The sequence below is a fragment of the Megasphaera sp. AF13-6AC genome, from assembly GCF_027685385.1.
GTDB lineage: Bacteria > Bacillota > Negativicutes > Veillonellales > Megasphaeraceae > Megasphaera > Megasphaera micronuciformis.
The window spans coordinates 1-11741 of record NZ_JAQCUN010000018.1 but is presented as its reverse complement, the minus strand read 5'-3'; the positions used below and the strand labels follow the sequence as shown (position 1 = coordinate 11741).

Annotated in this window: 14 protein-coding genes and 3 tRNA genes; all 17 read right to left on the bottom strand. The window is 45.0% G+C overall.

The genetic code is table 11. The features are described 5' to 3' along the window. The coding region (locus PGX78_RS02200) for a PTS sorbitol transporter subunit IIB (protein ID WP_270445208.1) at positions 1–834 on the bottom strand (834 nt) is incomplete at its 3' end. 7 nt (positions 835–841) lie between these two features. Further along, entirely contained in the window at positions 842–1369 is a 528-nt protein-coding gene (gene srlA, locus PGX78_RS02195; RefSeq protein ID WP_270445207.1) for a PTS glucitol/sorbitol transporter subunit IIC, read from the bottom strand. Beyond that, the gene (locus PGX78_RS02190) at positions 1369–1776 is read right to left on the bottom strand and encodes a transcriptional regulator GutM (protein ID WP_270445206.1); all 408 of its coding nucleotides are present in this window, start codon (positions 1774–1776) and stop codon (positions 1369–1371) included. The genes srlA and PGX78_RS02190 overlap by 1 nt, the downstream gene beginning before the upstream one ends. A 197-nt stretch (positions 1777–1973) precedes the next feature. Then, entirely contained in the window at positions 1974–2945 is a 972-nt protein-coding gene (locus PGX78_RS02185) for a D-2-hydroxyacid dehydrogenase (protein ID WP_270445205.1), read from the bottom strand. A 229-nt stretch (positions 2946–3174) separates the two neighbouring features. Then, positions 3175–3372 carry a cold shock domain-containing protein gene (locus PGX78_RS02180; protein ID WP_006790110.1) on the bottom strand — a complete coding sequence of 66 codons (198 nt, stop codon included), beginning with the start codon at positions 3370–3372 and terminating at the stop codon, positions 3175–3177. Between the two features lie 139 nt (positions 3373–3511). Beyond that, the gene (locus PGX78_RS02175; protein WP_270445204.1) at positions 3512–4000 is read right to left on the bottom strand and encodes a dihydrofolate reductase; all 489 of its coding nucleotides are present in this window, start codon (positions 3998–4000) and stop codon (positions 3512–3514) included. Continuing rightward, positions 3997–4788: a thymidylate synthase gene (locus PGX78_RS02170; RefSeq protein ID WP_270445203.1), complete on the bottom strand. Its 792-nt coding sequence runs from the start codon at positions 4786–4788 to the stop codon at positions 3997–3999. Before PGX78_RS02170 ends, PGX78_RS02175 begins: the two co-directional genes overlap by 4 nt. Positions 4789–4792: 4 nt before the next feature. Continuing rightward, a complete protein-coding gene (gene recQ / locus PGX78_RS02165; protein WP_270445202.1) occupies positions 4793–6613 on the bottom strand; it encodes a DNA helicase RecQ in 1821 nt (606 codons plus the stop codon). Positions 6614–6720: 107 nt separating this feature from the next. Next, positions 6721–7908: an aminotransferase-like domain-containing protein gene (locus tag PGX78_RS02160; protein WP_270445201.1), complete on the bottom strand. Its 1188-nt coding sequence runs from the start codon at positions 7906–7908 to the stop codon at positions 6721–6723. A 123-nt stretch (positions 7909–8031) separates the two neighbouring features. Continuing rightward, complete coding sequence (locus PGX78_RS02155; RefSeq protein WP_270445200.1) at positions 8032–8406, bottom strand: pyridoxamine 5'-phosphate oxidase family protein; 375 nt, start codon at positions 8404–8406, stop codon at positions 8032–8034. A gap of 583 nt (positions 8407–8989) precedes the next feature. Further along, a complete protein-coding gene (locus PGX78_RS02150) occupies positions 8990–9184 on the bottom strand; it encodes a hypothetical protein (protein ID WP_270445199.1) in 195 nt (64 codons plus the stop codon). Between the two features lie 143 nt (positions 9185–9327). Further along, positions 9328–9540: a hypothetical protein gene (locus PGX78_RS02145; protein WP_270445198.1), complete on the bottom strand. Its 213-nt coding sequence runs from the start codon at positions 9538–9540 to the stop codon at positions 9328–9330. After that, the gene (locus PGX78_RS02140) at positions 9537–10322 is read right to left on the bottom strand and encodes a hypothetical protein (protein ID WP_270445197.1); all 786 of its coding nucleotides are present in this window, start codon (positions 10320–10322) and stop codon (positions 9537–9539) included. Before PGX78_RS02140 ends, PGX78_RS02145 begins: the two co-directional genes overlap by 4 nt. 44 nt (positions 10323–10366) lie before the next feature. Continuing rightward, a tRNA-Val gene (locus PGX78_RS02135) sits at positions 10367–10442 on the bottom strand. A 6-nt stretch (positions 10443–10448) separates the two neighbouring features. Further along, a tRNA-Glu gene (locus PGX78_RS02130) sits at positions 10449–10523 on the bottom strand. A gap of 1 nt (position 10524) precedes the next feature. Further along, positions 10525–10600: transfer RNA gene (locus tag PGX78_RS02125), tRNA-Asn, on the bottom strand. Positions 10601–10778: 178 nt separating this feature from the next. Then, positions 10779–11741: chaperonin GroEL (groEL, locus tag PGX78_RS02120; RefSeq protein WP_270445196.1), on the bottom strand; the 963-nt coding region annotated here is incomplete at its 5' end.

Sequence of the window (11741 nt, the reverse complement as noted above, 5' to 3'; positions counted from 1 at the left end):
GTCGGCGCCGACTTGTGCATCAATGGCAAAGAGAGCCGGCAGAGCATATTGCGGAGGAATATGCCCCAAACCGATTTCCGCCCCTAAAAGCGTACCTATAACCTGTGCAATAACCGCTCCCGGTCCGAGGACAGGCGAAATAAAAGGTAGGGCACACACGAGCGCCAAAATCAACATTCCCGGCAAGGATGCGGCAACGGGGGAAATGGTAACAGCTACGACATTACCTACACCCGTAGCCGTAATAATTCCTAAAATCATGCTGACAAAGGCCATAAAAGGCAAAATACTTTTGATGGTTATATCGATAGATTCTCTACCGGCAGCATAAAATTTATTGACCACCTGGCCGATGCCGATGCCCATCCGTGTCACTATGTTAGCCGATGACTGCCGCACTTTTTCAGGTTCCTTGCTCGCCGATACGGAGACAGCTTCTTTTGCCGCTTCGCGCACGACAGCCTCTTTACTTGCATAAGCAAGACACTGCGGCGTCACACCCGATACGTATAAGTCTTCGGTTATATATTTACTCAAAGGCCCGCTGCGCCCGACGGGAACCACGTTAATCGTGTGAATGCCCTTCCGGGGATAAACACCGCACCGTGCCGTACCTCCGCAATCAATCACGACGGCCAGAATTTCCGAGTCATTGACTCCTGTCGTAAAACCGTCGACAACTTCACACCCCGATAATTCACCGAGTTGCTTGGCAATAGGGTGAATCCCGCCTCCGGTCACGCTGAGAATAATATGTCGTTGCGCGGTAGGTATCAGTGTAATCGGACCGCCCCAACCGCCGGCGCCTTTACAAACAACTACTGATTTATACATGTGTCACCTATACCTTTCGTCCCGCTTTACGATTCATGTATATATAAATTCGTTCCGTAATGATTCCGCGTAAAAAGATAACTACTATACCGATAAGAAAGTAGCGAACCGCTAAATCCCCCAAAGGATATCCCAGTGCCTGAATACCCGCAGCAATACCCATGTACACGAAAAGTTCGCCTCCGTTGGCATGAGGAAAGAGTCCCGTGACAGGGTGCACAAAGCTTACCTGTGCATCATAAAAAGCCGGCTTATACTTTTCCTCTACAAAACGTCCGAAAGTAAAACACATGGGGCTCGTTAAGAAGATAACGGATAAAACGGGTGCTAACGTATAGCGTGTAAGTTTATACTTTGTCGCTTTTCGGGCAAATCCGTAAAACCGCTGCTCTCCTATGAGCTTAATCAATGAGTTGACGGCCGTCATTAAAACGACTACGAGAGGGATAATTCCCGTAACAAAGCCTGTAAATATTTGCGCCCCTGCCTTGAACAAGTCGATAAATGAATTGGCACACATGGCAATAAATTCCATTATCCCTTGACCTCCTCACCGGCAATCTGTTCCGCCAATTTTTCTTCCAAGGCGTCCAAAGCCGCAATATACCCGCTATACTCGTCTTGCGCTTCTTCATTACCGCTTTTAAGTCGAGCGTTTACGTCATAAATAGATTGGCCGTTCCACTTCCCGTACTCCTTAAAACTATTAAAAACCGTAATTCCTCGCATCAACTCTCCCCCCGTAATCGTTCCTTGCGAATCACAGGCCAGGAGCACTACATAACCGGGGCCTACCTTCCGCTTTTTAGTACCTACACCGACGTTCCCTTTTTTATGAAGTCGTTTCAAAGCCTCATTAAATGATTTTATTTGAAACTTGGCCCCCAAAATCTGTCCTCCTATAAGTAGACAGACCATAATAAAAAACAAAATAATTTTCATGTTTTCCGTCCTCTGCTCATATATTGTCGTAATTACGGTACATACTCCGTATAGAATATCATTATTTTTATATTGTTTCAATGAATTTTTATTATTGAAATTTTGTAAACATAATGTACTTTCGTCAATATAAAATACAGGGCTTCACTCGTCAGCCTCGTACCTGACAAGCAAAGTCCCGTATTTGCAAACCTTTCTTATTTACCGTAGCCGCTTTGACGATCTACTTCATGTTCTAATGCTTTTCCCGCTAAAAAAAGTTCTAAATTTCGAGCGGCAATTTGAATAATGCGATTATGTGTATATTCCAAATGTAATCCGCCCGATACATGCGGTGTAATATAAATTCCCGGCGTATGCCAAAGGCGATGACCTTGCGGTAAAGGTTCAGGTTCGGTTACGTCTAATGCCGCCCCTGCCAACCCGCCTGTCGCTACGGCATCACATAAAGCGTCACTGTCTACGACATTGCCGCGACCGGCATTGATAAACCAAGAGTGTTTTTTCATCTTTCCCAATCGCTCTTTCGTAAACAGCCCTGCCGTTTCCGGTGTATCGGGCAACACACAGGCAACGACCTGTGCCTGTGGCAGGAGACTGTCCAAGTCATCAAGCGTGGCTACCGCATCCGCCCCGTCAAGTCCCTTCGTAAGACGACGCCGCACAGCCGTAATACGGGCCCCCATGCCCTTCAAAATCCGTCCGAACGTGGCTCCTATATCGCCGTATCCCACAACCAAAACTTCCGCCCCGAAAACACTCTGAACCGGTCCTTCATCGTGCCAACTTTCAACCTTTTGATTGTCGTAGTAAGCAGGCAGTCGTTTCATCATCATTAAGAGCTGTGCCGCCATATGTTCCGCCACGGCCACTCCGTACGCCCCCGTCGCATTGGTTAAAAGAACGTCTTTACCGACGACATCGACATAGCTCCCTACTCCGGCACTGTTCAGCTGTAACCATTTAAGCTTTTCAGCCTGCTTTAACAGGTACGGGTCCGCATTACCGATAATAACGTCGGCATCATTTATGACATCCCGTTCCACAGGAATAGACAACCCGGTACCTTCCATACTGTCCCCGACATATACAAAAGTATGTCCCGGTGCGATTTTTTCCAACAGTTTTTTATGTGCCTCCGTTACGGCACAAGTCACAACGATTTTCACGGAAGTCTCCTTTCTTATAGACATACATCACTATGTATAACTTCAAATCATAATTCTGTTTTCGCATTTATTTGATTCTTTCTAATTATAGTGCTCTTTTATATTTGAAACAAGGGCTGCTTTTTTTAGCCGGATCGTGTAATAAAGACCGCCCTTCACCCCTTTTACGGGCATACAAACAAAAAAAGACGGTAACCGAAGTTACCGTCATAAAGGTCGTTACCGGAGTTTACGCTTTTGTTACGTTAGCTGCCTGAGGGCCACGAGCGCCGTCTACGATATCGAATTCAACTTCTTGACCTTCAGTCAAAGACTTGAAGCCGTCTTCCTGAATGGCAGAGAAGTGAACGAATACGTCGCCGCCGTCTTCTCTTTCAATGAAGCCATAACCTTTTTCTGCACTAAACCATTTTACTTTACCTTGCATGACACAATCCTCCTAAGATAAAAACTTCCAGCTATCTTGCTAGCTATGGCCTAAGTGTAACATAGTTATAATCCAGTGTCAACGAATATTTCCAATGTATGCATGTAATAAAAATTCGATAATCACCCTATTTATCGGCTTATTTTCGAACATAATCAATAAAGGAATATGCATATTTATTACTCAATGTTTTTTCAAAGTCATGCCTATCAGTCATAGCCCACTCATTTTTATTTTCTTGCGGGAAATAGGTATCGGCCGCGAATTCTTCATGAATTTCCGTAATGTACATTCGCTGTGCCAAAGGCAAAAAGGATTCGTAAACAGAGGCTCCTCCAATGACGAAATATTCCTTGTCCTCCACCAGAGAAGCACATACATCTTCTACAGAATGATATACATCGATACCCTCATGGGCCTTTTTGTAGTCTTTCTGTGACGTAATTACCATATGTCTGCGATTCGGCAAAAGGCCCGGCAAACTTTCAAACGTTTTGCGCCCCATGATTAAATCATGCCCTGTCGTCAAGGCCTTAAATCGCTTCAAGTCGGCTGAAATATGGCACAGTAAATCTCCGTCCTTACCGATGCCGCCGTTTTTATCTCGCGCTACAATCAAAGAAATCATACAGCGACCTCCATGGGCAATTTCCCCTTGTGCGTATACCCTTCCAGACGGATATTTTCAGGCCTAAATTCATAAAAATCTGTGATTCCTTCATCAATGACCAGCTGCGGTGCCGGTAACGCTTCCCGTCGTCTCGCCAACTGCGTTTTCAAAGCTTCTACATGATTTTCATAAATGTGTGCATTATTGATGACATGAGTAAACAAACCGGGCCGCAACCCGACAGAGCGTGCAATCAGGTGAACAAGAACGGCATACTGAGTCATATTAAACGGAATTCCCAAGCCCATATCTCCACTTCGTTGTACAAGCATGCAGTTCAGTCGGCCATCGGATACATCCCATAAGGTCTGATAAGCGCAAGGCTGCAGAGCCATATCAGGTAAGTCTTCAATATTCCACAAAGAGACGATCATGCGTCGATTTTGCGGATCCGTCCGCAATTGCTCCAAAAGCGTATCCAACTGTTTATATTTACGAATCTGGTACCCGTAGGCCTTACCGATCGTCCCGTCTTCACGCATCCATTCATCCCATACATGACAGTTCATCTTTTGCAGTTCTCGTACATCGTTACTCTGTAGCTGCCAAATCCACAACAACTCCTTTACCGCCGTCTTGAAGGCGACAAATTTTGTCGTTAAAATGGGAAACTCTTTTTCCAAGTCGAATTGCATCATCTGATGAGGCAGTTTATAGGTCCGAATACCCGTTCTGTTCTGATCGAAGTAACCGTGCTCCAGAATATTTTCTACAATATTCAAATATTGTTCATCTGCCAAACTCATAAGATCAGTCATCCTTTCCGTCACTTACAATAATATCAAGAAACGCAGGCCCGTATTTATGTAATTTAAAGTCGCCTATCCCCTTTATACTGTGCAATTCTTCAAGTGTTGACGGCCTTTGTTCCGCCAACTCCCAAAGCGTTACGTCGGAGAAAATGACAAAGGGCGGAATATGTTCTTTCCGCGCCGTCTCATATCGAAGTTGTTGTAACTTCGTAAATAAGGGACGCAATCGTTCCTCATCGTAAATCTTACGCATACTCCGCTTATGTACGGCCCTTGCCGGCACCGAGTCCTCCGTCTTAAGCACACGCATTACGGGAGCACTCTTACCCGGCCCCAGTAAAGTTCTGCCGGCCGCCGCCAGAGACAAGACGGGATACTTGCCTGTTGCCACTGATAAATAGTCGCGACTTACGGCATAGCGAATCAACGCCGCCATATCGGCCGCCGAATAATCACCGAGCATACCGAAAGACGCATTTCGTTCAAAGCCGTATTGCCTGATTTTTTCCGTTGCCGTTCCGCGCAAGACGGCCGACACGACAGTCTGACCGAAACGCCCTTTTAATTCATCTACACACATACAAATGAGTTTTACTTCCCGAGTTATGTCTTCATCCGTTGTTTCGGCATCACAGTTTCCGCAGTTTCCGCACTCTTCATACTTCACTGTTTCACCGAAATATTCCAAAATCGCACGCCGTAAGCACGAAGAGGTTTCACAATAATCGACCATTCGATTCATTAAAGCCGTGTCATTCTTTTTCTGCTCTTCATCAGTTGATGATACATCGATTAAAAACTTCTGAACCATAATATCGCCGCGCGTAAAAAGAAGGATACATTCCCCCGGAGCCCCGTCTCGTCCGGCACGCCCGGCCTCTTGGTAATAACTTTCCATATTTTTCGGCATTTGCCAATGAATGACAAAGCGAACATTGCTTTTGTCAATTCCCATGCCGAAAGCATTGGTCGCCACAATCAGCTCAATACGGTCATAGGTAAAATCTTCCTGTACACGTCTTCGCTCTTCATCTGTCAGACCGGCATGATAACGGCCGACCTTAAAGCCGTTCTTACGCAGCATATCGTATACCTTGTCCGTCTCCTTGCGCGTGGCGGCGTAAATGATACCGCTTTCCTTCTTATGTTCATCCAAATAAGAAATGAGAAAGTCCGTCTTTCGTGCCGTCTTGATAACACGAAAATATAAATTGGGCCGATCAAAACCGCCTACCAAAACCAGAGGATTTTTCAATCCCAGAAGATTCAACATATCCTGTTTAACGTATTCCGTTGCCGTGGCTGTAAAAGCTCCTACAACAGGACGTTGCGGTAACGACTCGATCCAGTCTTTTATCAACCGATAACCGGGACGAAAATCATGACCCCACTGGGATACACAATGGGCTTCGTCGACAATGACGGCCGACACGGTTACACTTTTCATGACGGCTGTGAAATACTCGTTTTGTAATCGTTCGGGCGATATATACAAAAGTTTTACTTTTCCCTGTCGCAAAAGAAAAAAGCGTTTATTCGCTTCTTCTACCGTACACCGACTGTCAATACTCGTCGCCCCGATTTCTTGTGCTTGCAGAGCATCCACCTGGTCTTTTATCAAAGACAACAGCGGCGAGATAACTACCGTTACCCCCTTACTCATTAAGGCCGGTATTTGAAAGCACAGAGATTTCCCCGCCCCCGTCGGCATAATGGCCAATACGTCCCGATGCATCGCGAGTGCCTCTATGACCTCTTCCTGCCCGGGTCGAAAGGATGTATATCCGAAATACTGTTGTAATATATCCGTCGCTTTCATGCCCTCACCCATGCCGTTTCCATTCAAACGGCAAAAAAAGACTGTAATAAAATGTGTATATACATTTTATTACAGTCCCTTGCTTAAGGCAATGCTACATAACACCTTTACTTATCCAACTCTTCGTGCAATAATTCTCCCAAGCGTTTTACCCCTTCAACAATACGATCTTCCGTCATATTCGAATAGTTGAGACGGAAATGGTTAACTTCTCCGTCGTTGGGATAGAAAATGACTCCCGGGACATAGGCTACATTTTTTGCAATAGCCTTCCGCATCAAAGCCTTTGCATCAATCCCTTCAGGCAAGGTAATCCACGTAAAGAGGCCTCCCTGAGGTCGATTAAACTTAACTTCTTTGGGAAAATATTTTTCCATGGAGTCGCACATTAAATCACGACGTTTGGCATACAAATCCGTAATCTGCTTAATATGCGCTTCCATATCATACATCTTGCAGAAGTAAGCGGCCTGTCGCTGACCGAATGTAGACGTGCCGATGTCGACGGATTGCTTAAACTTAACGAACTTATCGACAACGTCGTCAGGAGCTACAATCCAGCCTAAGCGAAAACCGGGCATAAACGTTTTGGAGAAAGACCCCATAAAGACAACCTTACCCTGAGTATCCATAGATTTCAAAGACGGTAATTTATCGATACCGTAACGAATTTCACCGTACGGATTATCTTCAAGAACGACGACATCGTATTTATTAATGACATCCATAAAGGCCTTACGGCGTTCAACAGGCCATGTAATGCCCGTCGGATTCTGGAATTCGGGAATGACGTAAATCATGCGAATGGAATCGTCTGAAGCCAAGACTTTTTCCAACTCTTCAACAACAATGCCGTTTTCATCTGTCGGAACGGTGGTATATCGCGGACCGGACGGATCGAAAGCCATGATGGCACCCATGTAAGTCGGGCTTTCCATGAGAACTGTATCCCCTTTATCAAGCAAAATCTGGGCTAAAATAAAGAGTGCTTGTTGAGATCCTGTCGTAATAACAATATTATCGGGAGTGCAGTCAACGAAGAACTTATCTTTCATACGAGCCGCCAGTTGTTCGCGTAACAAATCATAGCCCTGTGTAGGCCCGTACTGAACGGCTTGACGTCCCTGTTCCGTATAAATGGCTTCGTCTACCTTTTTCATTTCTTCAATCGGAAAAAGCTCCGGTGCAGGCAAGCCGCCGGCAAAGGAAATAACTTCCGGCTTTTGAGTCAATGCCAAAATTTCAGCAATATCATCAGCCTGTAATGTTTGTGCAAATGTAGAAAAACGTGCCATAATGCAATCCCCCCTAAATATAAATATCTTTAACGATTACGTAAAAGTATACCACCATACAAATCTATGAGCAATGCGAAAGTTAAAAAAAAGACCTCCTGAAGAGGCCTTTCTTAATTTATTTTAGAGTAACTGTTTTGCTTCTTCTACTTTTATTTCTAACACTTTTCGCAAGAAGGAGAACTGCTTTTTCATCATCTCATAGTCCTCACCTTCGTCTATGAGCTTGGCCGTACCGGTAATGCGAAATCCCGTACCCTGATATCCGTTAAACCCTTCCACTTCTCTGGCACCGACGGTAAGGATGATTCTATTGTTTACATCCAAGTCCGTTTCCGTACTGTTCATACCGGCAGCCGGAATAAGCAATCGATCATCATCTTTTTCAACGATGTACGTATTCCATGTATTGTTTACATGCGGACCCTCAGGCGTCCATGTCGTAAGTGATACAACCCCTTCATAACTCAAGACATCGTGTAATTTTTCCGGTAACATATTTTTCTTCCTTTCCCTCATAGCCGTTCGTAACACGGCACTCCTTCAACAATCACTAATAGGAGGATTATACACTAAGGAAACGGCTTAGGCAACATACGGCGAACTATGATAGAACTTCATCTTACTCCTAAGGATTTTCGTATATGCTTCATCAGGTCGCTATGTTAAATATTAATACACAATATCTTTTCGGTGATACCGTAAGTTTGCAACTTGGATCCCGATAAATCCGATAAATAATACTAACATGTGCTTTCTTTTCATGTCTTTCCATGATAGGATATAGGTAAGAGAATGAGGGCATTGCCCCCATTCCTCTTACTTCTTGCCGTTAAGCCTATCCCAGATACTTATCAATCCGACCAGGCTGATTATTACCTGCGATATAAGGCTTACGGCTTTTTCTATATCCGTTATCATGTTTTCACCTCTTTGTTGTAATTTCTACAAGAAATTAGGCCTTCCGGAATATTCCGGAAGGCCTTTTGCTTATTTCTTCGACAATTCGGTAAATCCGTCTTGAATTGTCTGTATGATATTATCTATTGCAGAATGAATACCTCGCAGATAAATTCGATTTCTAATCTTCGCCCACACCGATTGAGTCATTTCGATTTCTGCTCGGTTCGGCTTCTTGCCTTGCAGCTTTTTCTTTGGCTTCTCGCTGCTCTTTCGACTCGCCGTTCAATTTTCCGACTTCCGCTTTAATGGTCTCCACCATTGCCGCACCGTCGTCGAGCTTTTCCGGTGCTGCATACAATTCTGCCATTGTCATGGTTCTCATTCTCCTTTTCGAACACATTAAATATATGTGATGCGGTCTCCTCCGCTTTTCACCAATAAAAAATGCCCTACGCACTACTGCGCAAGGCATGAAAAAAGCACCCACATTCGTGAGTGCTAAAAGATATTTCGCCCTTACCAGTCAACCTGAGGCAAGCAGTCCTTAAGAGGCTTTCCGTCAAACATCTGATTGTTTACCAAATCATCAATCGTATCATAGTAAGCTCGCTCTTCATTACTTAAAAACTCATAACCGTTATCTGTTCCACAAGCCAAAAACGTTTTTCCGTTATATTCGTATGTTGTATCGGTCGTAGCAACCATATCTTTAAACTCTTCAATTGTCATGACTTAAGGCTCCTTTCTACATCCGTAAGTGCTTGTGGCTTACTTTTTCGCACTTCGTCTTTCCCCGTTTTTTCATTCTTCACGATTTTATATTCATGCTTATGCCAATAGTCGGGCTTATCATCCGTCCCCACATTATGGTTTTTAGGTTGCCCATGATGACCAAAATGTATTTGTAAACACATATCGCCTTTTTCATTATAGAACGTTATGTTTTCCTGTTTTTCGCCAGGACCACACTTTGATAGATGCCTGACGGCAGTATTGGGTTCACTATGTAACGGGATCTTCGGATGAACCTCATTCGTTTTATCAATTATCTCTGATTTAAGTATACCCCTGTAAGACGGCTCTTGCAATACATTATCTTTGCCTGTAGGCTTTCTAACCTCAAAGCCCTCTTTAGATACGCCCCTAGCACTGGCATACCACTCTTTCTTGCCGCCCATTACACCTTTTCTGCCATGGACACCAAGCAACCGTTCTTGCTCCCGTTTCGGAAGCGTTTTGATATATGCCTTTCCACCCTTATCAACATTATCTTTTTGCTTGCTCATGTCAATCATGCCGTCAACAATCGGCTTTATTCGACATAAGCAGTGAGGATGTGCAGGGAGCTTCGGAAATTTGTCTTTCGGGAATATGCCCTTGCCAAGGCCGTACAGGTCGGCATGAGCGTATACGTCACAAATATCGCACTTCGGATGTCTATCGGTATTTTTATGTAATTGACTACGATGACTATTAAAAATCCGGTATAACGACAAAAGCGAACCACCCATCCTTATCAATCCGATAAGAATAAGTAGTTCGCTTTTGTATTCTCTGGTGGGCGATGACAGGATCGAACTGCCGACATCTTGCTTGTAAGGCAAGCGCTCTCCCAGCTGAGCTAATCGCCCGAGTTGTGGTGACCCCTACGGGATTCGAACCCATGTTATCGCCGTGAAAGGGCGGTGTCTTAACCGCTTGACCAAGGGGCCATGGCTCCTCAAGTAGGACTCGAACCTACGACAAATCGGTTAACAGCCGATTGCTCTACCGACTGAGCTATTGAGGAACAACGTGTTCCATACGGAACAATAAGAATTATAACAAAGAACCGTACAAAAAGCAACACCAAAATTGAATGCTTACGGGCAAAACACAAAAGAAGGCCGAATCCATCGAAAGAGGACTCGGCCTTCCTGATTTCACATCGCCTGTAAGCAGACAATTTATAGGCTATATATGTCGGCTTACATCATACCGGGCATGCCGCCGGGCATACCGCCGGGCATTGCGGGAGCCGCACTTGCCGGTTCGGGTTTATCCGCAACAAGCGTTTCCGTCGTAAGTACGAGAGACGCAATAGAAGCAGCGTTCTGTAAAGCCGTACGCGTTACTTTAGCAGGGTCGACAATGCCGGCCTTAACCATATCCACATATTCTTCCTTGAGTGCATTAAAGCCCACACCGTCGGGAGAATCCATAACCTTGGCAACAATGACCGAGCCTTCCAACCCGGCGTTATGCGCAATCTGGCGAACCGGTTCTTCAACAGCGCGCTTAACGAGATTAATACCCGTCTGCACGTCCCCTTCTTCTTTGAATTCATCCAAAACGGGAAGAATATCGATAAAGGTCGTACCGCCGCCGGCAACAATACCTTCTTCTACTGCTGCACGAGTTGCGTTCAAGGCATCTTCCAAACGAAGCTTCTTATCTTTCAATTCAACTTCCGTAGCAGCACCTACTTCGATAACGGCTACACCGCCGGACATCTTAGCCAAACGTTCCTGTAATTTTTCTTTGTCAAAGTCGGACGTCGTTTCGGCAATCTGTGCCTTAATCTGTGCTACGCGATCCTTAATAGCCGCAGCATCGCCATGACCTTCGACAATAGTCGTTTCGTCCTTCGTTACACGTACCTGACGTGCCGTACCGAGGTCTTCAATGCCGATGCTGTCCAACTTACGGCCTACTTCTTCCGTAATAACCGTAGCACCTGTCAAGGTCGCAATATCCTGCAACATAGCCTTGCGACGATCCCCGAATCCGGGAGCCTTTACAGCGACGGCTTTAAATGTACCGCGCAACTTGTTGACAACGAGAGTTGCCAAGGCTTCGCCTTCTACATCTTCAGCAATAATCAGAAGTTCCTTACCGGCCTGTACCACTTTTTCCAAGGTCGGCAACATTTCCTGAATGGATGCGATTTT